Origin of the sequence: Psychrobacter proteolyticus, from assembly GCF_038155145.1 — a bacterium.
Classification (GTDB): Bacteria; Pseudomonadota; Gammaproteobacteria; order Pseudomonadales; family Moraxellaceae; genus Psychrobacter; species Psychrobacter proteolyticus_B.
On sequence record NZ_JBAKAY010000007.1, the window covers coordinates 89,602 to 112,571 of the forward strand.

The following is a 22,970-nucleotide window of genomic DNA, read 5'->3' on the forward strand; positions in this document are numbered from 1 at the left end:
CCCACTGACTTAATTGCTCTTATAATCATACAGACAATATTTGACTGTATTGATGATTGGCATTAGGCAGTTAGCTGTGTTTTTAACTGTTGTAACTTGCCGCGCATCGAATCATCAATGACTTTGTCACCGACTTTGATTGTAGCGCCTGCCAATAGACTTGGATCAACTGATTCGTGAATCACTACACTAGCATTTAGCGAGGCAGCAAGACGCGTTTGTAGCGTTTGACGCTGTTCATCAGTCAATGGGTAGGCAGAGGTCACATATGCGTCAAGCTGCTTTAAGCTTATTGCCTTGTGACGGCGATAATGCTCATAAACTTCAGGAAGCAGCGCCAGACGCTCTTGTTCTGATAACTGTTTAACGAAGTTACTAAGTGCTACTGATACTTTTGGATAGCTTACGTTACTGTCAAGGCTAGTCCCTTGAGCTTCGCTTAATAACTGCTTAAAAGCAGAATCATTAGCGCTAGCTACTTGCGTATCATAAAGATCGACCAAAGCAGCTGACTTATGCTCAGCAGAAACAGCTGGATTGTCTAGCCAAGTACTGAACGACTTGTCATTGACAACAGTGCTAGCAACAAGTAAGAAGTTTTCCCACTCGTTGACTGCGCCGTTTTCGTTGGCATAGTCAAACGCGGCTTTAGCGTACGGTCGTGCTAAGGTTGATAAGTCAGCCATTATATCCTCACAATTACAGCTTCGCCGCCAGTTGGTCTAACATACTGGCATGTTTTTGCACATCGACTTTGTCTTGCAAAATCTTCTCTGCACCAAGTACAGCCAGTTCAGCAACTTGGGCACGTAATGATTCACGCGCTTGATTGATTTCTTGATCGATAGATGCTTGCGCTTGTTGACGAATGCGCTCGCCTTCCGCTTGGGCTTGCGATTTTGCATCTTCGACGAGCTGATTGGCACTCTTGTTCGCTTGCTCGATTAGAGCGGCAGCCTTGGTCTTTGCAAGATCAAGTTCCTGCTGGACATTTTGCTCCGCGGTCGCCAAATCTGCTTTTGCTTTTTCTGCGGCATTCAGACCTTCAGCAATTTTACGCTGACGCTCATTGATGGCACCGATAAGTGGTGGCCACACGAATTTCATGCAAAAAATCACAAATATTGCAAAAGCAATGGCTTGACCGACGAGGGTAAAATTGATATTCACGTGATCACCTCTTTGTTAATGAAAAATCAGTTTCATTGATCATGTTTGGTAGTCAAATCTTGACTATATTTGATAGAAAGTCTCCGAATACCAAACATTTACAACTGAGCTTTCGGATTAACCTGCTAGAGGGTTAGCGAACAACAATAGCATAGCAATACCAACACCGATCATCGGAATAGCATCAAGAAGACCTGCTACGATGAACATACGAGTTTGCAATTGTGAGCCAAGCTCTGGTTGACGCGCAACGCCTTCTAAGAATTTTCCACCTAGAATAGCAAAACCAATACCTGTGCCAAGTGCGCCAAGACCGATAAGTAGTGCTACTGCGATAACTGTGTAACCACCTAATACTGGATCCATTGATGTATCCTCATTTACCTATTGAATGTCTAATTAATGTTCAGTTGATGATGCAAGCGACATGTAAACTATCGTCAGCATCATGAATACGAACGCTTGAAGTGTAATAACTAAGATGTGGAAGATAGCCCACGGTACCGATAACGCCCATTGAATCCAAAACGGCATTAGAGCAATCAGTATGAAAATCAATTCCCCAGCATACATGTTGCCGAATAGACGCAAACCAAGTGATACAGGTTTGGCTATTAGAGTAACTGCTTCTAGGATGAAGTTGATGGGAATCAAAATCGCTTGTACGATTGGGTTTTTGGCGCCAAACGGATGCAGTGTTAACTCACCGATAAAGCCGCCCAAACCTTTTTCTTTAATGCTATAAAAGATAATCAGTGCAAAGACAGAGAACGACATGCCAAGCGTGATGTTAGGATCAGTCGTTGGAACAATCTTAAAGAAAACATGATGTGGATCATGGCCCATAGCGGCACCGATTTGCCCAGCAATACCTGGAATGAAATCAACAGGTATCAAATCCATCAAGTTCATCAAAAAGATCCAGACAAAAATGGTCAACGCCAATGGCGCAATCAGTTTTGATGTACCACTGTATGAATCACGAACGTTGTTATCAACAAACTCAACGATCATCTCAACTGCTGCCTGAGTTTTTCCTGGCACGCCTGAAGTGACTTTTTTAGCAACCATCCAAAAGACGGCGCAAAATAAGATACCTAGACCAATCGACCATAGCATAGAATCAAGATGGATAGCGTTAAAGCCCATTGCCCCTGCTTCTTCAGCAGTATGAGCAACTTTCCAACCTTCGCCCGGCAGATAGCCATACGTCCAATTCGTTAAGTGGTGAGAGATATATTCTGATGATGTTTGCTCGGATGCCATAATGTAAGCTTCTTATTAATCAACGATTTAATCAACTACCAAAAATATGGTTGTCATCTGATGAGGTATAGTATTTATATCTATCTTGCTATTAAGCAAATAAATAAACCTTACTAAAACACTCATGTAACCAACAACATCCAACCCATAGTTCTATTACTAATATGCAGTATTTGATAGCGTGAGATAAATTTTAGCTATCAAAAAAGGGCTTATGATAACTCAGTAATAGCCCTTGCATTTTTATACGCAAAATTATTATATATGTGCTTGCCCACTGACCGTTTTTTACGATCGGCGCTTAATGTAGCGCTTATAAGCAAAATATTTAGCCGCCTATATTAATGCAGCGTTGTATTCGTGTAAAGTCAATTGTGATTTTTTTATCCACTGTATGAATAAGTTAGCCACCAGTTTTACTTGCTAATATAGCTACTAACCATAATTAGATAACAGTACTCTAATTATCAGCGATACAGATAGTTGAGTAACCCCTACCCTCTCACTGCATACTACGTCTAACATTGAGACTCATAGTGCGGTCTTTATAATCACTGGTGCTATCCTAAGACAGCGTTGTGCTTCGACTTTTCGAACTAGTCATAGAGAAGCTGGACGGCAGGGTGACTTGCCAGCACTATTAATAAACCATCTGTTTAGCGATCATTTATTAGCGCTAGCGTATATGCCACAACATCCAACTGTGACTAATTTGCATTACCATAAAACCGATAAACAGCGCTGGCGCAGATAGGGGTTGTACGGTAATAAAAATTAGTGCAAAACCAAACACGGTCAATAACCATTTTGACATCTGACCCCGATATAGCTGGCTAACGATGTGTTGGCGCGCGCGATATCCGGTGTACCAAAAAATAAAAAACGCAAATACTGCTTGAGTGATAAAACTTAGTAGCGCACCAATTGCAGCGCTTTTTGCTATCGTAAGCTCACTATGTAGCCAAATAGTATCTACTAACCAAGCAATGATAATAAGGATAAATAGTATCCATGCTTGTCGTTTAATATAGATGCCAATCTTGTCTTTTTGCGTGCGTTTGGCAGGCTTGGTCATCGGTATTCCTATAGCCCTTACAGCATTGGGACAATATATCATACTTATGATAATTTTATCCGTGAATGACTTACTCTACAGGCATTACCTTTCGGCCAAAATAAAACGCTACTTATTATAGGTAGAGCGTAACTATTAAGCAAGTAAAATATGACTTTTATCAGTCACCTAACGCATTTTGCTAAGATTATTATATTATTTAGTCTGTAATAAATGCTTTAAACGAAGCTATACAACCAACTTAAACAATCCTAGCAAATTGCTGTTTCTGGCTACATTAAGAGATACATTACGAGATACATTGATATATCTGTTTGGCCATATTCTGCCAACCGCTGATAAAGTCATCGCTACTACTCATATCTTCTGGCTGTAACGTACTCTTCACTGGTTGTAACTTCGCAAGTAAGCCTTTTGCTGGCTCACTTGGACTAATCAAACACATTTGCTTGGCTGGGCGTTGCTCATTTAACCAACGTAGTTGGCTTGCTTTAGGTGATAGATGATGATCCACGCTAAGGCTACCAACGAGCGTTAAGTGTAAGCTGTCTTCGATATATTGATAAGCATCATGATAAGCCCAATAAGGTCGTGTTTTTGAGGCGCTTTGAATAGAGCTTTGCTCCAATGCAGCAACTTCTTTGTCTAGTTGCTGAGCAAATTTTTTCGCGTTGGCTTGATATAAGTCCTTGTATTGTGGATTTGCATGACTATGAATCACAGCCAATGCACGGGTAATGGCTTTGGCGTTTTCAGGGTCTAACCAAATATGTGGATCTAACGTACCTGCGATAGTATCGCCTTTTACATCACGTAATGGATGTCGATTGAATGCATCAAACTCAAATAAAGCAATGGCATTTGAGGCTGTTTTTAGGCTCGCTGCTAGATTGTTTTCTAGCGGCTCACCGAACCATACGACGAACTTACTGTCTTTGATTGCCTTGATATCACCTGGGCTGATACTACCATGATGTCCCACCTCCCCTGCTTGCAATAGTCGATTGGCTGATGGCGCGCCTTCTGTTACTGCTTCACTTAACAAGAATAGCGGATAATTACTCACACTGACCGTTGCAGCTTGTGCATTCAGTGTGAAAGTGCCTAGAACTATCAGTCCTGTCACTAGCAAGCGCTGTAATGTGATAAGCGAACGTACGGAGTAAGTAAAAACAGCGTTCATAGTAAGCTCTTTTATTGTTAGATAGCATTGTTGGATAACGAACGTATAAGTAATAGTGTCCTGCCCTACTCCTGTAAAAAGGGTAGGCATACAAGACTACTATAAGACAATTCATTCAGTTCTTATTTTAGTATGTTATACTATAACAATAAAAAACGCTATCATAAAAAACGTCATGCGATTACCATGCTATTTTTAGGAGCTTGTACCATGTCTATTACTTCATCGATCTGCGAACATTTGCATGATGTGCAAGATCTAACTCCGCATGATATTCATGAACGCTTAGCAGCAGCTAAAGAGCATTGCCGTCTAAATGGCGCGCGATTTACGCCTTTGCGTCAGCAGATATACCAATTGGTTTTAGAGGCGGATCAGCCCGTCGGCGCTTATGACCTAATCACTCAGTTGCAGCAAATGCGACTATCTATACCTGATGGCAACGATATTCAAAAAGCAACGAGCTCACCCACACTATCAGTAGACACTAAGACAACTAAAAAACGTGCGCCGAAAAATGTCGCGCCGCCAACGGTTTATCGCAGTTTAGAATTTTTGCTAAGTGAAGGGTTGATTCATCAGTTAACCTCTATCAATGCTTATGTTCCTTGCTGTCATCCTCGTGCCCAGCATACAGCCGCCTTCTTGATCTGCGATCAGTGTCAACGCGTTCAAGAATGCAGCAGTCTACCCGTTCAAGAAATGATGAGCTTTGCCGAGCAAGATGTGGGGTTTGTGGTTGAGCGTAGTGTCATTGAGCTTAGCGGTCGTTGCCAAGCTTGCCAGTAGCGCTACTATGATTTGTGTAAACGTTTTAAGCAGGATTCGTCGATTGTCTATTTACCTATGCGTTGTCATATTATGAATACCTCTACCCTACCTTCTAATCAGTCAAATACTGCTATTACAAATGACAGTACTGTGAGTAATGCTGACAAATTATTGAGCTTAAACAATATCAGTTACCATATTGGGCCTCAACACCTGCTCTCTCACATAGATATCGACATTGCTGTTAATGAGACAGTCAGCCTTATCGGTCCCAATGGCGCTGGTAAGTCAACGCTAGTCAAACTTATCTTAGGTTTGATTGAGTCAACTGATGGCTCTATGACAGCACATCAGCCTCTACAGCTTGGCTACGTACCGCAGCGATTTGCTGTGCCACCGATATTGCCATTGCGCGTTTGCGACTTATTGGCGCAAGCAGATAAGAAACGTTTAACCCCTGAGCAGCAACAGTTTATCTTTGATAACTTATCATTAACCCATCTACTGTCACGGCAGATGCTACATTTATCAGGTGGTGAGACGCAGCGCGTACTATTGGCCAGAGCGCTACTAGACAAACCCAACTTGCTTATTTTAGACGAGCCGATGCAGGGTCTCGATCCCGATACTGAAGTTTGGCTATATCAGTTTATTGATGAGCTGCCTGATTTCTTACGTTGCGCCATGCTAGTGGTGTCTCATGATTTGCACTGGGTCATGAAAGGCAGCCGCCGCGTCATTTGTTTGAATAAGCATATTTGCTGTGAAGGACAACCAAGCGAGCTGGCCATTAGTACTGAATTTCAAAAGCTATTTGGTCATCATTATGAACAGCCATACGTGCATCAGCCTCATGCCTGTGAACATCATGCACCAAGCGAGCTGTAGTTTTAATAGACAAAGCTCGAAATCTAGCTCATTAAAGCCAAAACTATTAAACATATAAATAATACGGCTCTACTCTTTTATAAAAAATTTTACGGACATTCATTATGACTGCTTGGTTAGCCATCATTGCGCCTGCTTGGATCGCTGGCAGTATATTAGCATTATTATCAGCGCCGTTAGGTTGCTTGGTCTTATGGCGGCGTATGGCGTTCTTCGCTGATGCCTTAGCCCATGGCACGTTGTTAGGTGTGGCTTTAGCGGTGTGGTGGCAACTGCCAATGGGTATCGGCGTTGCATTAGTCAGTGTCATGGTCGTGCTGGGACTGGTCTTGATTGATGATGAGCGTCTGCCAGTGGATGCTGTATTGGCAGTCGTGTCAGTGTCGCTCTTGTGCCTAGGCCTGCTAGCCTTAACCCAATTGACTGACCAACAGGCCAATGTGCTCGGGTTTTTATTCGGCAATTTGCTAGACCTTGATTGGGCTGATTTGCCTTTGCTTGCTGGTAGCGTACTAGCTGGCTTGGGACTGCTTATCTATATTTGGCCTGCGCAAATCAAGCTTGCAACACATGAAGCATTGGCACGTATTCAAGGTATCAACCCAACACGGCAACGACTGTTTTTTATGGGTGTACTGGCAGGGTTTTGTGCGATTGCACTACAAGCAGTTGGAAGTCTATTAATTAGCGGATTATTAGTGCTACCTGCACTGACCGCACGTCTATGGTCAGCATCGCCAAAACAAATGGTGATTATAGCGTTGATAATCGCTCAACTGGGTGTGACACTTGGTGTGTGGGGCAGTATTTTGCTAGATATCCAAACGGGTCTTTCTATCGTCTTGATATTAGCTGCTTTATTTTTTGCTGCACTCATTTTTTCGAAGTTAATAAAGATAAAACTTTAGTTAGCGTCGCTGTAAATACGTTATAATAAATAAAACATGCCTGTTTTTCGCTACCTTTTTGTTCAACTTTATTTTATTAATATAATGAATACTCTAGCTCGATAATACTATAAGAAGGTAGCTCTAGCTTTGATATTACTAGTTGATAGTATAAATATCGTTGATTAGAGTCAAAGTAAGCTCAAGGCAAACGCTGTGCTCTTCTATAGTAGATTGATGATAATTATAAATACCCAGTGAAAAATAGTAGCTCATTTATCCATACTCGCGCTAACAATACTTATTGTTGTGATTCGATAAGGGACTGAACCAATGCCAAACTATCCTGCCAATAAGTTAAGCACCTCTGACCAAACGATAAATATCTTACAAATTACTGATTTGCATTTATCGACGCCTGTCTTTGTTGATGAGAGTAATACCTATAGTGATGACGTGGCTTGTCAGCTTAGTTTTGAAGCAGTACTTCAACAGGCGCTTAGTGAAGATATTCGCTGTGATTTGATTATTGTGACCGGTGACTTGGTCAATCGAGTAAAGTCCTCAATTTACGATCATATTTTTACTGTATTACAAGCGACTCAGATTCCGTTTGCTTGTATTGCTGGTAATCATGATGTAACGGATGAAAATGGTAAAGACTTGCCATTTTTTCAGCGAGAGCTTGTCGCTCAACCTGCTGACTCACGTTTGTTAAGTCGTCATGTCATTGAGACTGAATACTGGCAGCTGTTGTTATTAGACTCGTCCATTTCTGGTAAGGTCGCAGGCGAGATCACGCCCACTGATATCAACTGGTTATGTGAGAGACTCAGCACCTGTGATAAGCCCGCATTAATCGCCCTACACCATCATATTGTTCCAGTTGATTCTGACTGGATTGATACCCATATGGCAGAAAACACTGAGAGTTTTTGGCAGCATATGGCACCATTTGAACAGCTACAAGTGGTGATCAGTGGGCATACTCACCAAGAGCAAGTTCGACTGCGCCAAGGCGTCACGGTGTATAGTACGCCATCTACCTGCTATCAGTTCAAACCTTATGAAGACGATTTCTCTTATGATGAGCATGCACTACCAGGATATCGCTGGTTGCAATTAGCCAACAATGGAACAGTTGCAAGCTGGGTTGAAAGACTGGATACTTGATGCCCAGAATTATTGGTACTAGTAAAAGCTATAGCCATTTATACTTATAGCTTTCGTCAATAATTTTTAATGAAAAATGCAATGATAAACAAATAAAATATGCATTCAATATAAAAAATCACTTCATTATTATTACAAACAATGATACAACTTATGAAATAAAGCAAGGGTGGCCCAATATCTGATATGAAGCCACTGCACGATAGCTAGGATGGCCCATTAACCACAAGCTCAGTTTTCACAATCAATGACCTACGGCATGCTTTAGACAGTATTATTCAAACCGAAGTTTGTATAACAACCTATCTAACAATCGGTATATAACTGTCAAGATATAAAGTCTACGATATTATTTGATCAGCTGTGTTACTTGTATTACCAAGTGGTGAAACGTTTGATAAAAGGACAAATTGTAGCGTTTGTAGCATTAATAACGTCTTGTCTTTTGTTACGTCGTTTTATTGAATTAATTTGAAAAAGTAGGATACCCATATGAGCACCCTGACCACGAATCCGAGTGAAGTTAAATTTACTCCTTATGTGCCGGCCAAAGACGAAGAATATATGTCTGATGCGCAGTTGGAGCACTTTAAGGCTATTTTATTGGATTGGAAAAACCAACTGATTGGCGAAGCGGATCGTACCAAAAACTACATCCAAGATGAGTCAAGCGCCATGCCAGATATCAATGACCGTGCCACTCAAGAAGAAGAGTTTGCATTGGCATTACGTACTCGCGACCGTGAGCGCAAACTTATCCGCAAAATCGACAAATCTATGTTAGAAATCGAAAATGACGACTATGGATTTTGTGAGACTTGTGGTGTAGAGATTGGATTACGTCGCCTTGAAGCACGTCCAACCGCTACTCAATGTATCGACTGCAAAACCTTATCTGAAATCAAAGAACGTCAAAACCAAGGCGCTTAGATCAGATATTACAGATATGAATGTAAGCAGAAGCGACCTTATAATAGGTCGCTTTTTGTATTTTAGACTGTCACTATTTTGCTGCGTTACTGACTTTATTCTGAATAAATATAATCGCTTGAATAATGACATGACTAACAAAACAATCTCATTTAATGAATATCTTTTGTTACTCATATTTATTATTCTATCTTTATTACCTTTTATAGACAGCCATTTATTTTGAAAACAATGCTTACCGCCATGCCGACTCAAACGCCACCATCACAGCCCATTGGCCGCTTTGCGCCTTCACCAACGGGTGAGTTACATCTTGGCTCTCTAACGACTGCGCTTGCCAGCTTTTGCCATATCAAATCAATCGGTGGTAAGTGGCTGTTGCGTATGGAAGATACCGATACTGAACGCTGTGATAGACAGTTCACTGAGCAAATTTTGATGGATCTTGAGGCACTTGGATTGCATTGGGATGGTGATGTTATTTATCAGTCTGAGCGCATTGATATCTACAACGATTATCTATCATCATACCTAGGGCCGTTGACCTATGGCTGCCAATGCTCCCGTAAGGACTTAGAGCAGTACTGGGCGCAAGAAGAGATAAGTAGAAACAATAGTCGTGCTAGCTTAGCTGAGGCGACCGACCAAAAATTATTAAACGAACAGATTTCATCAATTGACCAAGTACAGCCAAATAGACAGCGGTATCCGCGTCGCTGTGTGGCAGCTGACCTTGATAGACAGCAGCATAAGCTACGTATTCAACTACCAGACTATCGGATTGGGTTCAATGATGGTATTCAAGGACTACAATGGGATAATCCGCAGCAGACATTAGGCGATATGGTTGCTCGCCGTCAGGATGGCATGATTAATTATATACTGGCAGCCAGCCTCGATGATGGTCTACAGCAGGTTACTCATATCATGCGTGGTCTCGATATTCTACCTATGACGACTGCACAGATCGGCATTATGCAAGCCGCGCGCCTACCTATTATTGACCAATGGTATCATCTGCCATTGATTAAGAATGCTGACGGTCAAAAGCTTTCTAAGCAAAATCTTGCTCAACCCATCGATACATCAGACCCGAGTCAACTTATTGCTGAAGCCCTATCGCTATTACAGCAACAAAAGGTCGATATCGATACCCCAGAAAATATGCTTAAACAAGCTATTGCTCAATGGGACAATACCCCGCTACAAGGCAGGCAACAGTTAAACTTGTCCTATTAATAAGAGTTCAAAAGCTATAAATAGACAATAAAAAGCGCCACTATGAGTGACGCTTTTTATTGCAATAGTACTGCACACTATTTACCGAAATCTTAAAGTTACATTATGCCAAGCCAATTATAGGCAGAGCCTATTAGTAATAACGGCATTGGCTTTTTTCTATTTCAGGGCTTTCTTTATATATCTTCAATAATAGCGCGACCATAACCAAGCTAATCAACATAGACGATCCACCATAACTAAAGAACGGCATAGTGAGACCTTTGGTTGGAATGGCACCCATATTCATCGCAGCGTTAATAATCGTCTGGGCAATAAATACTACACCGATTCCGAAAGCAGTATAGCTCATGCGCATTTGACGACGTTTCAGCGCGTTGTAACTGATCCGCATCGCACTACCGATGATCAGCGCTTCAAGTATCAGTACCATGCTGACACCGACGAACCCCAACTCTTCACCCGTAATGGCCAATAAAAAATCCGTATGCGCCTCAGGCAAATGCGACAGTTTCTGTACACTTTCGCCATAGCCAACACCCGTGAACTGCCCACGACCAAAGGCGATCAAACTACGTGCGAGCTGATAATCAGTATCTTGTACATCGTCAAATGGATCCATAAACGACATCACACGTACCAATCGGTACTCTGCCGTAGTCACCATCAACACTGCACCGCCAACAGCAGCAGCACCCAAGGCTAAGAAGTGCTTATAAGGTGCTCCAGCAATATAAAAAATCGCAAACAGCGTACCAATAATGACGACAAAAGAACCAAAATCTGGCTGTGACAATAGCAATATCGTTATCAGCGCCACTACCAGCATAATTCGCAAGAAACCGTCTAGGCCATTACGAACTTCAAAAGATCGGCGCACCACAAAGTCAGATACAAACACAATCATGACCAGTTTAGCTAACTCGGCTACCTGAAAGTTAAAACCACCTACCGTAAGCCAGCGTTTGGAACCATTGATTGGTGTGCTAAACAATGTGGCAACAAGTAATAGACCTGTGATGCCTAACAAAGCAAACTGGGTCTCGGTCTTATATAGGGTGCGCAAAGACACGCCATAATAAGGAATAACCGCAACAATTAAACCAATCGTCATATACAACAGCTGGTTTTTGAAAAAATACAGCTCAGTCATACCGCGGCTAAGCGCAAAAGGAATAGAAGCAGAAGCAACCATCAGCAGACTAAGCACCATCATACAGCCGACGCTTGATAATAAAATTGCGCGCGCTGACGGCATAGACAGAACACCGTCTGAGCCAGAGGTTTGCTTGGTTTGGGGCGAGGAACGAAAAAAAGAAGAGAGCGCCATAATTTTATATACACTAACAAACGAAAAAACACGGCGTCTATGAAACGCCACCGTTTAAAAAATCATAAAATAAATCGTACTAAATAGATGGTGATAGAAAACCTGTAACCATCGGCAAACGCCTTAGCTAGCACCTATTTTAGCAATCAGGATTATATGCTTGACAGTAGCAGCAATCTATAAGCAAAACAATCATTTATCCAGAAAATACTGGCTGTTGCTAGAGAATAGACATCTGCTATGCCAACCTATATAGCTGCTTAATATATTCGACTACCTATCAAGCTTCTGATTGTGCGGTGTCTAATTGATTGACCAGTTGGCTAAAGTGTTCACCGCGCGCCGCATAACCACTATATTGGTCAAAGCTGGCGCAGGCAGGTGACAGCAATACAGCCTGTACTTGCGATAAGCTACTGGTAGTGACTTGTTGGATAGTCGCAAAGGCATTCTCTAACGTCTGACACTGATGTAGCGCAACATCATCACTCAATTTCGCAGCTTTTAGGTGTTGTTCAATCTGCGGACCATCTTCACCAATAAACAAAACTTGGCTCACATATTGATTGATAAAAGGCGTTAATTCACCAAACTGTTGCCCTTTGCCTTGCCCGCCTAAGATCAATAATAGCTTACCATCTTTTGGCGCATAGACTGCACCCAAGCCTTCGATAGCGGCCATGGTCGAACCAATATTAGTGCCTTTAGAATCATTGAAATAATCAATACCAGCAGCATTGGCCACATATTGGCAGCGGTGCTCAAGACCTGTGAACTGCTGCAAAGTGGTCAGCATACTCTCTAGAGGCAATCCTGCAAGCTCACCGAGTGCCAAAGCCGCTTGCGCATTCAGTAGATTATGACGACCTTTAATCAACAGTTTGTCTGCCGACAGTAATCGTTCTGTACCACGAGCAAGATAAGTTTGGCCTTCTGTGTCGGTAATCAGACCATACTGACCTTTATCAGGGGCATGAATACCCGTACTAACTCTCGGTAGGTTGTCTGCGACCAATGGACGAGTAAGTGCATCTTCGCGGTTAATCATCACCGATTTAGCACCTTGGAATATACGGTGTTTGGCTTGATGGTAGCCAAGCATATCTCCATGACGATCTAAGTGATCAGGCGACATATTGAGCACAGTTGCTACTTTTGCGCCCAAGTTGGTGACGGTTTCTAACTGAAAGCTAGACAGCTCAAGCACCGCAAGCTCCATATCAGGATTCGCTAGCAATGTTAAAGCTGGTACACCGATATTGCCGCCGACACCCACGTTAACGCCAGCATCTGCTGCCATTTGGCCAACTAACGTAGTGACCGTACTTTTAGCATTAGAACCTGTAATCGCTACGATGGGTACGGTACACGCTTCACAGAACAGTTGAATATCACTAACTACAGGAATATTGGCTTGGCGAGCAGCAGCCACAGCGGCAGTCTCAAGAGAAATACCTGGGCTAATAATAATACGTGCCGCTTGCTGCAATAAATCGGCATCTATCTCACCGAATTGACGAATCTCAATCTCGGCTGGCAACTGATCGGCCAATTTAGGGGTAACTTGAGCATCAGTGACTGCGACTTGATAGCCTTGCTTGGCCAGATAATGCGCGACTGACAATCCAGACTGCCCCAAACCCACTACGACTTGTAGACCACTACCCTTATGAAGTAAGGCTTCTGTTGCTGTATTAGTGGTCATATCTATTCCTTCTATTAAACGAGAAAAATTGCATCAAATAAGTATGCTGTATAGCGACTCTAATCGACGCCGCTAAGATGTGCAGCATCTTAACGCCATCGTTCAGATTTCGGTACTGATTTTTTATGACTTTATGCTATTATTCGCCTGTTTTTATATTAAGTGGCTAATGCTATAATAGTCAGCTTGATTAATATTTATCAGTATTTTGCTGAGCACATTGCTCAAGCATTTTAGTTTAGCATGTTGTCACATTTATCGCGCTATTGTCACGCCTCTTCATCAACGATTCTTGTTGTGATAAGGGTGTATCAGACAATTTTGATAATTTGACGAGTGATATATCACCTTCTACTACAGCAAGTGATTGCTGACTCTATATATTATTGTAGGTACATCTATCTAGTTGCCTATTTTAAGCAATCTTTTAAAAAATATTTTTAGGTAATTTACTGCCCTTATCATCGTATTGATTATTGATGAGCGTATTTTTGATACCAAAAAAATCAGTAGATACCTCGGTTATTAGTTTCTCACAATTCAACACAGCAACATGACCTAGTGCATGTTGAAGTAAAAGAAAAATGAATAGCTATTATTAGCGACGCGATCATTTTATAAATGAGTAATGATTACTTTTTTTGCCTCTAACCCTATGTAGTTTACTTATGACATCTTTTATTGATAACTTGCGTGACGAGTGGTTTTCCAATGTTCGCGGTGACGTTTTATCGGGTTTGGTTGTAGCCCTAGCCCTCATTCCAGAAGCCATTGCCTTTTCCATTATCGCTGGTGTTGATCCAAAGGTTGGCTTATATGCCTCATTTTGTATCGCGGTAGTGATCAGTTTTGTTGGTGGTCGTCCAGGTATGATTTCGGCAGCAACTGGCGCTATGGCATTGGTCATGGTCGATTTGGTTGCTGACCATGGTCTGCAATATTTGCTTGCCGCAACTTTGCTTTGCGGTGCCATTCAGGTCGTGATGGGCATTCTAAAGCTTGGTAACCTGATGCGCTTTGTCTCCCGCTCAGTGGTTATCGGTTTCGTCAACGCTTTAGCAATATTGATTTTTGCTGCGCAATTACCAGAACTAAACCCCATGACTGAGCGTGTTGGCATGACTGTTTATATCATGACGGCAGCTGGTTTGGCGATTATTTATCTGTTTCCACTTATTCCTAAAATCGGTCGCATCGTTCCTTCACCGCTTATTTGTATTGTAGGTTTGACCGCTGTTGCAATGTATATGAATCTTGATATCCGTAATGTTGGCAGCATGGGTGATTTGCCAGATTCATTGCCAGTATTCTTGTTACCTGACATTCCATTAAACCTAAATACCTTGCTGATTATTGCACCCTATTCTATCGCGCTTGCCATCGTTGGTCTTTTAGAATCTATGATGACAGCGACGATCGTCGATGAATTGACCGATACCCCAAGTGATAAAAACAAAGAGTGTCGTGGTCAAGGTATAGCCAACGTCGTGTCAGGTTTCTTTGGTGGTATGGCAGGCTGTGCGATGATTGGCCAATCAATGATCAACGTCAAATCGGGTGGTCGTACGCGCTTGTCTACTTTGATGGCCGGTGTCGTCCTTCTGATTATGGTCGTGTTCTTAAGTGAGTGGGTCAGTCAAATTCCAATGGCAGCCCTAGTTGCAGTCATGATTATGGTATCGATTGGTACATTTAACTGGCAATCTATTCGCGAGTTTAAAACGCATCCAATGTCATTTAATATCGTTATGCTGGCGACTGTATTGACTACTGTCTTTACTCACAACTTAGCTTACGGTGTCGGCGTAGGTGTCTTGCTATCTGCTTTAGCATTTGCTAATAAAATTGGTCAGTTCTTAACGATCTTTAGTGAATATGATGATAGCAGCAATACCCGTTACTATTATGTTCAAGGGCAGGTATTCTTTGCCTCGACCACCCAGTTCCTAAATAGTTTCGATACCAAAGAAGCTGTAGACAGTATTCAGATTGATGTAAGCCAAGCGCATTTTTGGGATGTCAGCGCTGTTGATACCTTGGACAAGCTAGTGATGCGCTTGCAACGTGAAGGTATTGATGTCAAAGTGGTAGGACTCAACAATGCGAGTCGAACACTGATTGATCGCTTCTCTATTCATGACCGCCGAGACATTGGCTTGTTAGATTAAGCGACACTGCTAAGCGAATCTAAGTAGTTGTCATGTGGCTGTATTATTAGTCCATGGCAGATGTATCGGATATCAATAGACAGTTATATTGGTAAAAGGGTTGGATGTATTTTTTATACGCCAACCCTAAACTAAGATAGCAGATTTTTATTATTAAAATGATGTGGTCGTTTTATGAGTAATTTAAAACCAGATAGTGTGATTGCTTGCTTGGACTGTCCTGATCATGTTCAAGCAGTACTAGAGGCCAGTATGTGGGCTTCTATTCGCCTGCGCGCGCCTGTTGGCTTATTGCACTCGATGCCAAGCTTGCAGCAAAAAGCCGCTATTAATTACTCTGGTTGCCTCAATATTGATGACGAAAATGCTTTGCTCGAACAGTTCACATCCAAAGAGCATCTAAGCAACTGTGAGCTAAAGGCACAGGGGCGATTGCTATTGTCTCAAGCAACTTCGTATTGTGAACAGCAACGCCATAAGCTAAAGACATATACACTACATCGTCATGAGAACCTCAACCAAAGCATTGATTACGTCGATGACCAAGCACAATTGATCGTTATAGGGCATCATGTCACTTGCAAATCAACATTGAGCCAACTCATTCGAGTCAGTCACTGCCCCATTTTGGTGACACATGCACCATTTTTGCCCCCTACTACCGCTTTATTTGCGTTTGATAACAGTCCAACGTGCCATAAACTACTAAATTGGCTGTGTAAAACGCCACTGGTGCGTGCACTAACGGTTCATATTGTGATGGTTGGCAAGGAAACTTCTGATAACTGTGATGCGTTGCGTGAAGCCTACGCCAAACTCAAACAGGCAGGTATCAAATCCAAAAAGACATTGCTTGACTGCCGAGATGTCGCGGCAGCTTTGAACTACTATCAAAATCAGCATGATATCGGTTTGCTTATGACAGGGGCTTTTGGCCAATCTCGTCTACGCGAATTACTACAAGGTAGCGACACAAAGAAGCTATTGGTCAGTACAAAAACCCCTTATCTACTATTTCCTAAAGCATAACGACATATATATAAACACGCCCAAACCCTTTATCTACCTAGGCGCAGGGGTCTGACTACTATGTTAGGCTCTGCCGCTTATCTCTATTTTCTCTCTACCTTCCCGCCATTCATCTTTGATACGCTTGCATGAAAAGGCCAAGCTAACGACCAAACTCAAGTTAGCAAATCGTCACATGAAATACAGGGATAGCCTCCCCAAGCACTCAAAAAGTTGGTTATAATAAAGTTTTCATTAACCAAACGCTAAAGATTGATTCACCTTTATTATGCTTGTAGCGATGGCTCTAATCGTTGCATCGTAGCCCATATTCTATGTTACTACTGTCATTACTTTTTAATGAACAATGCCAATTCTACCTCCCCCCTTGAGTAGGTTGGCACGGTTCTTGAATAACTTACAGTAAGCAAGGCAGAGATATGATGATGCACCATAGTACTTCTATCAATCTGCGGCATCACACAAATAAGGAATTTTTTATGAAGCTAATCACTGCGATCTTAAAACCGTTTAAGCTCGACGACGTGCGTGAAGCGCTTTCCGACATCGGTGTTAAAGGTGTCACTGTCACTGAAGTCAAAGGTTTCGGTCGTCAAAAAGGTCATACAGAGCTCTATCGCGGCGCAGAATACGTGGTGGACTTTTTACCTAAAGTAAAAGTCGAAGTCGCTGTGATCGACGAGATGGTTGAGCCTGCTATCGAGGCAATCACTCGTATCGCTAGCACTGGTAAGATTGGTGATGGCAAGATTTTCGTCACTGCACTTGAGCAAGTTATCCGCATCCGTACGGGTGAAACGGGACCTGACGCTATCTAAATTTGAAGACCTACCTACGGGCATAAACTTATAGGTACAGACTCTTACAGCATTTTTATCTATCGGTAATGCCGATATCTATATTATAAATTCAAGGGGGAATTTAAATGGAAAGTCAAATCTTTGAGCTCCAATATGCGCTCGATACGTTTTACTTTTTGATATGTGGTGCGTTGGTCATGTGGATGGCAGCAGGCTTCACTATGTTAGAGGCCGGACTGGTCCGATCAAAAAATACAGTCGAAATCTTAACCAAAAACGTCGCACTATTTGCAACGGCTAGCATCATGTATATGGTATGCGGCTATGCGATTATGTATGGTGGCGACCTATTCTTAAGCGGAATTGCAGGCGGTGATACGTTAGTAGAAGACGCCTTAGCAGCCTCTGCTGAAAACGGCTTCGGTGGCGACTCTGTCTACTCTGCCGCATCAGACTTTTTCTTCCAAGTGGTCTTTGTAGCGACCTGTATGTCAATCGTATCAGGTGCTGTTGCTGAGCGCATGAAGCTATGGTCATTCTTATTGTTTGCTGTGGTCATGACTGGTGTTATCTACCCACTAGAAGGTAGCTGGACATGGGGCGGCAACGATGTCTTTGGTCTATTTAACCTAGGCGACATGGGCTTCTCTGACTTTGCAGGCTCTGGTATCGTACATATGGCAGGTGCAGCAGCAGCTTTAGCAGGTGTACTACTATTAGGTTCACGTAAAGGTAAATATGGCCCTAACGGCGAGATACGTGCTATTCCTGGTGCCAATCTACCATTGGCGGCACTCGGTACACTAATCTTGTGGATGGGTTGGTTCGGTTTTAACGGTGGTTCAGTGCTTAAATTAGGCGACATCGCTAGTGCTAATGCTGTTGCAATGGTATTCTTGAACACTAATGCTGCTGCTGCTGGCGGTGCTGTCGGTGCCTTAATCTTAGCTCGCATCATCTTTGGTAAAGCGGATCTAACCATGCTCCTAAACGGTGCACTAGCTGGTCTAGTAGCCATTACTGCTGAGCCTTCAACCCCTTCTGCACTACAAGCCACTATCTTTGGTGTTATCGCCGGTATCATTGTAGTGTTATCAATCTTAGCCTTAGACAAAATCAAGATTGATGATCCAGTTGGTGCAATCTCAGTTCATGGTGTGGTCGGTCTATTCGGTCTACTAATCGTACCTATCACTAACCCAGCATCTACCTTTATCGGTCAGATTGTGGGCGCTGCAACCATCTTTGCTTGGGTATTCATTGCCAGCCTAGTGGTTTGGTCTATCATCAAGCTGGTTATCGGTCTACGTATCTCTGAAGAAGACGAGTATGAAGGTGCTGATATTGCAGAATGTGGTATGGAAGCTTACCCAGAATTTATAAGATAAGCTCCTTTCCAGTAAGCTAAAGATTGCTGTTAAACACGCTGATACTACCCACTGTAGTATCGGCGTTTATAATTTTAGTGTTTAAAGCTCCCCCCTGTTGAAGCCATAAGCTTAAATCTAAAACGTAAAAAATCCCGCGAGACCTTTCGGTAACGCGGGTTTTATGTATTACGCTGAAACTAGTTTTTTAGTTTATTTCTTTTTCCACTCTTGGCTACGAGAGAATGGCCCGATATAGCCTTTTAGCTTTAATGTGTTGCCGCTTAAGCTTGCAGTCATACGATAGTCTTTACCTTTTGCTGGATCAGTAATCGTACCACCACTATATTTACCACCACCGTCAGCTTTTAGACCTCTAATAACGGTCGTACCAACGTGCTTTTTGCCTTTCGCAGTATTAGCAGCAATAAGAGTACCGGTCAGAACACCATTTGACTCAGTGATTTTTACCGTACCTTTTGGTTCACCATCATCATATGTCTGCCAAGTAGTGTTGGCTAATGGGTCAGCGGCGAATGCCATGCTAGCAATACCAATACCAGCAACTGCTAAAGTGGTCTTTGTAAATAATTTCATAGATTGACTCCCTTCATACAATGATTACTCGAAACGTTATGTTTCTGTTGTCCTATGCTTATCCTTTGCTAGAACCTTTCATTACGAGCTTTACGGTTTCGACCTTTTTAAATGATAGTTACCATGACAACTTATAAGCTTTTGGTTAAAGATTCGAGCGACACAAGCGATGTCTTAACTCATTATAAGCAATTTTTAGGTTTTGCCTAGTAATTTTTTTACAGTTTATTATTTCTATAAAAATAAAACCATATCAAAGACTTATAGGAAAGGATTGTCGATATCCTTATCTAATTGGTCATCATTTTCCTTTGACTTAGCATCGTTCTTACTATATAGATTTTTATCTGTAAACGCTTGTACGATTTTCCCCGACAGCTCATGCAGCTGTTGGGCTTGCGCGTATCCTAACTCATCAAAAGTGAGATCAATATCACCATATATAATAACCTTGTCTTTTTGATTTTCAATGACAAGATCACCAATCTGCATGCTTTGATGGTCGTTGGCGAATGGCTCAATCATTCGATTATCCTTATTATCAGTAACATTTTATTTTTTTCGAAATGTGGCTATTTTAGAGGCTTACTTTCAGCTTAAGCCTGCAATTGTGCAATTAACCACTCTAAAATAGCCCAGACAAACAGCATCCACTCAGGCTCTTCTACTGGTGCCTCAGGGGTATCTGAGCTCTCACCTGCCTTCAATGGTAAGTCAAACGCTTGAGATTTGGACTGACTATCAAGCATGGGTAATACATCGATGCCAATCTTAGTGGTCAGCTCATCGATACTAATAACATCGATGCGTTCTGACTCATCATTTGGTGCGTAATACACGCCTGCTTGATTGGTTGCTGGGATATATACCGCTTTAAAGAAATGGCTAGGCACAAGGACACGATTAGCGAGCTGCTTGGTTTTTTTATCAGTAAATGCCACACCTGTGATGGTATACACCTCACCGTATTGCTGCGTTAAATACCGAGTGGCAGATTCGATATTACGCCAGATATAGCGATTGTTACGTGGTGACTGCGGAGCGATATTGGCTAGACTAAAACTATCGTACTGCTGGCTGCGATTGGCCATATTGGCATTGGGTGCCAAATGCCCTCGATCATAGCCAGAGCCTGAATAATCAGATAATGAGGCTCGTGCTGACTTTGGTAGTTTACTCTCTTCGTGGAAGCTATCTTCACGATCGATCTGCTTAGCTTGTTGTAGCCGTGTACGATCGAGATGCTCTGCTGACCAAAGCGGTGTACGCGATACCCCTGAATACATAACCGCAAAGCCATCCATGCATAATGCTTGTGTGTCTTTTTTTAGCTTGATATTGGTAAATTCAGGATAAACACCACCATAAAAAGACTGGCTACACTGGGTCAAATCATCAGCGTGTGTTTGGGTAATACCCATCGTGACAAGCAATGCTGCCATCATCGCACTATTCTTACATCCGTACTTAAGCCTACTAAAACTTATCATTCAACTCTCAACCATTTATACTTGCCGTTACATACTTGCTATCCTAGCAGGCGCTTACCAATAAAGAAAGATAGCGCGCAAGTCGTGACATTCTAAATGGTATCCGCTATACTTAGGCGTTCAAAAAACGGTGAAGTGGGTGAGTGGCTGAAACCGCACGCCTGGAAAGTGTGTATACGTTCATAGCGTATCGAGGGTTCGAATCCCTCCTTCACCGCCAATCTTATTCTGCGTAAGCAAAGCCTTTGTTTTTCTATCTTGTTCTACCCTTCTTTAGATATTTTTTATACTTTTTAATAGTAAGACTTTCAGTCTATACTTATCCTATACTGCTGTCTGAAACATTCCTTTTGAGCCTTAATTCCGTGTGTTGTATGAATCTAATAAATATATATCCAATCGAATACCACGTTTATTGGCCAAGCTCAAAAACTCGTATCATGGACTGAAAGTGACTCATAAAAGGTTATAACACAAGATAACTATGTCCCCTGCTGTAGGATCAAATAACAAAAACCCCAGTTGATCAACTGGGGTTTTCTACTATCTTCAAATACCAATCTAATTTTTAGAGCATGGCTTGTGCAATCATCGCTGATCCGATAAACGTACCTGTAAAGGTTAATACCGCAACGATGGCAATTTTAAAGCCAGACTTCTTAAACAAATCGACTTCCATTTGCGAGATGGCAAAACCAGCGTAAGCAAGTACTGGTGTTAATAATTGCAGAACGCCCAGTTTGGCGGTTTCTTCCAAAACATAAGCATTAAGTGGAAACTGTGGTAGAGAGATTAAAATAGCTACAATAGATATCCAAGCAATCGCTGGTACATTGACTGGGATAAATCGCTTTAACAGCATGCCGATCACGCAACATGCAAATAAAATGAGCATGGCAGGTAATGCTGCTAATGGATTTACATCTTGCCCTACCCAATTGCTTAGTAGCAAGACTACGCAAATCACAGCCAATAAAATAAAAGACTGCATGATTGACAGACTGGCAGGCTCTTCCATGACTGCATTAAGATTGGTTTCTGTCGTAGTGACTGTCTGCTGGTTCTTTTTAAATTTACTGACTACTTTATACAAGAACTCTGTAAAAGGCAGCGCCACGAATAAACTAACAAATAAGCCAGTGGCATACGTTAGCAGGTTAGAAGTGGCGGCAAATGCAGTAATGGTTTCTGCTTGGGCAGGCACCGTCTCTGCCAATGCTGCTGAACAAGCGCCCATCATACTACCGCTACCAATACCGCATGCCATAGCAAGTGCGCGTACATCCATGATGTCCATCGAAGCAATGATACCTGCCATTAGTGAGAAGTAAATCGCACCAAACAAAGTACCCATGACATAGACGCCCATGACACCGATGCCTTCTGGGCTTTGTAAACCATATTTATCAGCAATCAAAGCAACGTTGGGTTCACGAGCAACAGAGTGCGTGGCACCGATGGCTTCTCGGCCCATACCAAAGACAAGCACTGCAACGGGTAGCGCAATCAAAACGGTCGCTACATTCCCTAATTCTTGCAACAGTAGTGCTGGACCAGCAGCGATGATTTCTTCGATATTGGGACCAACACCAACACCGAATTTGGCAATGAAAGGCATAATACTTAACAGAATGGCATAACTGGCGAACTTGGCTCGTTGTTTGGTTATAACCGCTTTCATCGAAGGCACGACATTAGGGTTTAATAAAATCGCAAAGATAAAAGCATAAAGTAATGGCAGTAACACCAAAATGCCAATACCAATAGGAATTTTGATAATGCCTATCCATTCTGCTAATAACGACACAGCAATCACTAATAAATGCAGTTTCCAATCAAGCAGGTGCTTTGTCATGGTAGGTGACAGCACGCTATTGTTGTTCATATGAATTCCCTTTGAGT

Annotated in this window: 22 protein-coding genes and 1 tRNA gene; 11 read left to right on the top strand and 12 right to left on the bottom strand. The window is 42.2% G+C overall.

The genetic code is table 11. From position 1 onward, the window contains the following. Positions 1-62: 62 nt before the first annotated feature. The 6 genes from V6252_RS10270 to V6252_RS10295 form a co-directional block, all read right to left on the bottom strand. Positions 63-686: a F0F1 ATP synthase subunit delta gene (locus tag V6252_RS10270; protein WP_057762004.1), complete on the bottom strand. Its 624-nt coding sequence runs from the start codon at positions 684-686 to the stop codon at positions 63-65. A gap of 13 nt (positions 687-699) precedes the next feature. Then, complete coding sequence (locus tag V6252_RS10275; protein WP_101205956.1) at positions 700-1,170, bottom strand: F0F1 ATP synthase subunit B; 471 nt, start codon at positions 1,168-1,170, stop codon at positions 700-702. Positions 1,171-1,287: 117 nt separating this feature from the next. Continuing rightward, positions 1,288-1,536 (bottom strand): F0F1 ATP synthase subunit C, encoded by a 249-nt coding sequence (gene atpE / locus V6252_RS10280; RefSeq protein ID WP_010197960.1) that lies wholly within the window; start codon positions 1,534-1,536, stop codon positions 1,288-1,290. Positions 1,537-1,569: 33 nt separating this feature from the next. Continuing rightward, the gene (gene atpB / locus V6252_RS10285) at positions 1,570-2,436 is read right to left on the bottom strand and encodes a F0F1 ATP synthase subunit A (protein ID WP_101205957.1); all 867 of its coding nucleotides are present in this window, start codon (positions 2,434-2,436) and stop codon (positions 1,570-1,572) included. A gap of 676 nt (positions 2,437-3,112) precedes the next feature. Then, positions 3,113-3,511, bottom strand: coding sequence for an ATP synthase subunit I (locus V6252_RS10290; RefSeq protein WP_057762011.1), 399 nt, complete (start codon positions 3,509-3,511; stop codon positions 3,113-3,115). Positions 3,512-3,800: 289 nt separating this feature from the next. Then, positions 3,801-4,694, bottom strand: a complete 894-nt coding sequence (locus V6252_RS10295) for a metal ABC transporter solute-binding protein, Zn/Mn family (protein WP_341610333.1) — start codon at positions 4,692-4,694, stop codon at positions 3,801-3,803. 210 nt (positions 4,695-4,904) lie between these two features. Here V6252_RS10295 and V6252_RS10300 point away from each other — a divergent pair, with 210 nt between their 5' ends. From V6252_RS10300 to gluQRS, 6 genes are all read left to right on the top strand, one after another. Continuing rightward, positions 4,905-5,483: a Fur family transcriptional regulator gene (locus V6252_RS10300; RefSeq protein WP_341610335.1), complete on the top strand. Its 579-nt coding sequence runs from the start codon at positions 4,905-4,907 to the stop codon at positions 5,481-5,483. Between the two features lie 72 nt (positions 5,484-5,555). After that, positions 5,556-6,353, top strand: a complete 798-nt coding sequence (locus V6252_RS10305) for a metal ABC transporter ATP-binding protein (protein ID WP_341610336.1) — start codon at positions 5,556-5,558, stop codon at positions 6,351-6,353. A 104-nt stretch (positions 6,354-6,457) separates the two neighbouring features. Beyond that, entirely contained in the window at positions 6,458-7,261 is an 804-nt protein-coding gene (locus V6252_RS10310; protein ID WP_341610337.1) for a metal ABC transporter permease, read from the top strand. A 312-nt stretch (positions 7,262-7,573) separates the two neighbouring features. Next, a complete protein-coding gene (locus V6252_RS10315) occupies positions 7,574-8,413 on the top strand; it encodes a metallophosphoesterase (protein WP_341610338.1) in 840 nt (279 codons plus the stop codon). A gap of 492 nt (positions 8,414-8,905) precedes the next feature. Further along, positions 8,906-9,343 carry an RNA polymerase-binding protein DksA gene (dksA, locus tag V6252_RS10320; protein WP_057762021.1) on the top strand — a complete coding sequence of 146 codons (438 nt, stop codon included), beginning with the start codon at positions 8,906-8,908 and terminating at the stop codon, positions 9,341-9,343. A gap of 243 nt (positions 9,344-9,586) precedes the next feature. Beyond that, a complete protein-coding gene (gene gluQRS, locus V6252_RS10325; RefSeq protein ID WP_341610340.1) occupies positions 9,587-10,582 on the top strand; it encodes a tRNA glutamyl-Q(34) synthetase GluQRS in 996 nt (331 codons plus the stop codon). 133 nt (positions 10,583-10,715) lie between these two features. Here the strand turns inward: gluQRS and V6252_RS10330 are convergent, their stop codons facing one another. Next, entirely contained in the window at positions 10,716-11,912 is a 1,197-nt protein-coding gene (locus V6252_RS10330) for an FtsW/RodA/SpoVE family cell cycle protein (protein WP_182176715.1), read from the bottom strand. A 280-nt stretch (positions 11,913-12,192) separates the two neighbouring features. Further along, positions 12,193-13,617, bottom strand: a complete 1,425-nt coding sequence (murD, locus tag V6252_RS10335) for a UDP-N-acetylmuramoyl-L-alanine--D-glutamate ligase (protein ID WP_341610343.1) — start codon at positions 13,615-13,617, stop codon at positions 12,193-12,195. A 668-nt stretch (positions 13,618-14,285) separates the two neighbouring features. On the opposite strand from murD, the gene V6252_RS10340 reads away from it, so the two are divergent. The 4 genes from V6252_RS10340 to V6252_RS10355 all read left to right on the top strand — a co-directional run bounded on the left by V6252_RS10340 (position 14,286) and on the right by V6252_RS10355 (position 19,002). After that, positions 14,286-15,785 (top strand): SulP family inorganic anion transporter, encoded by a 1,500-nt coding sequence (locus V6252_RS10340; protein WP_341610345.1) that lies wholly within the window; start codon positions 14,286-14,288, stop codon positions 15,783-15,785. A gap of 174 nt (positions 15,786-15,959) precedes the next feature. Further along, complete coding sequence (locus tag V6252_RS10345; RefSeq protein ID WP_102092102.1) at positions 15,960-16,814, top strand: universal stress protein; 855 nt, start codon at positions 15,960-15,962, stop codon at positions 16,812-16,814. 479 nt (positions 16,815-17,293) lie between these two features. After that, positions 17,294-17,632: a P-II family nitrogen regulator gene (locus V6252_RS10350; RefSeq protein WP_010197981.1), complete on the top strand. Its 339-nt coding sequence runs from the start codon at positions 17,294-17,296 to the stop codon at positions 17,630-17,632. A 107-nt stretch (positions 17,633-17,739) separates the two neighbouring features. Then, on the top strand, positions 17,740-19,002 hold the full coding sequence (locus tag V6252_RS10355) for an ammonium transporter (RefSeq protein ID WP_057762031.1): 1,263 nt from the start codon (positions 17,740-17,742) through the stop codon (positions 19,000-19,002). Between the two features lie 192 nt (positions 19,003-19,194). Here V6252_RS10355 and V6252_RS10360 read toward each other — a convergent pair whose 3' ends face one another. The 3 genes from V6252_RS10360 to V6252_RS10370 form a co-directional block, all read right to left on the bottom strand. Further along, positions 19,195-19,578 (bottom strand): DUF2147 domain-containing protein, encoded by a 384-nt coding sequence (locus tag V6252_RS10360; RefSeq protein WP_191114376.1) that lies wholly within the window; start codon positions 19,576-19,578, stop codon positions 19,195-19,197. A gap of 261 nt (positions 19,579-19,839) precedes the next feature. Further along, positions 19,840-20,103, bottom strand: a complete 264-nt coding sequence (locus V6252_RS10365; protein ID WP_341610347.1) for a hypothetical protein — start codon at positions 20,101-20,103, stop codon at positions 19,840-19,842. 71 nt (positions 20,104-20,174) lie between these two features. Then, complete coding sequence (locus V6252_RS10370) at positions 20,175-21,023, bottom strand: DNA/RNA non-specific endonuclease (RefSeq protein WP_341610348.1); 849 nt, start codon at positions 21,021-21,023, stop codon at positions 20,175-20,177. A 174-nt stretch (positions 21,024-21,197) separates the two neighbouring features. On the opposite strand from V6252_RS10370, the gene V6252_RS10375 reads away from it, so the two are divergent. Next, a tRNA-Ser gene (locus tag V6252_RS10375) sits at positions 21,198-21,288 on the top strand. Positions 21,289-21,636: 348 nt separating this feature from the next. On the opposite strand, the gene V6252_RS10380 is transcribed toward V6252_RS10375, so the two are convergent. Further along, positions 21,637-22,953 carry a DUF3100 domain-containing protein gene (locus tag V6252_RS10380; protein ID WP_341610350.1) on the bottom strand — a complete coding sequence of 439 codons (1,317 nt, stop codon included), beginning with the start codon at positions 22,951-22,953 and terminating at the stop codon, positions 21,637-21,639. Between the last annotated feature and the right edge of the window lie 17 nt (positions 22,954-22,970).